This is a genomic window from Nonomuraea aridisoli, from assembly GCF_003236395.1.
Lineage (GTDB): Bacteria > Actinomycetota > Actinomycetes > Streptosporangiales > Streptosporangiaceae > Nonomuraea > Nonomuraea aridisoli.
This window is the reverse complement of sequence record NZ_POUD01000663.1, coordinates 1-464: the sequence shown is the minus strand read 5'-3', so window position 1 is coordinate 464 and position 464 is coordinate 1. Positions and strand designations below refer to the sequence as shown.

Here is a 464-nt window from a genome sequence, read left to right as displayed (position 1 = left end):
ACAGTACCGATCCGCAGCACCTGCTGGGGCACCTGGCCAGCCAGCCTGTCGCAGCACCGTTCAAAGTGGATTTGTCGAAGCCGACCGACTTGGTTGAAGCGATGTTCGGGCCAGGCGCCAAGATCGTGCATCCGTGCGATGCATTTGCGCGCCGGGCAGGGTGTGCGGACTGGGCGTCTGCGGTGCAGGCGATGAAGGCAGGCAAGGTGCTGGTCGCGCAGGGCCCCAAGGTTGGAAAGTCGATGATGGACCTGATGATGTTCATTGAACAGGTTCGTTCCGAAGGACTCCATTCCTACGCAGACGACCTTGGCCGGATCTGGCTGGGGCTGAAAGAGAACTTTCCGCAGTCCGTGCTCGACCGGCAAGAGCAGGAACAGCATCTGCGTGACCTTCTCATTGGGCGGTAGAAAGAAACATGCCGAGTCGCCGGCCGCCACACTGGGACGAACCACTCTCGCCGC

General features: G+C 61.2%; 1 protein-coding gene. It reads left to right on the top strand.

Features of this window, described 5'->3' with window-relative positions; genetic code table 11:
• On the top strand, positions 1 to 410 hold a 410-nt coding region (locus C1J01_RS48610; protein WP_111185892.1), incomplete at its 5' end, for a hypothetical protein.
• Positions 411 to 464: the final 54 nt, after the last annotated feature.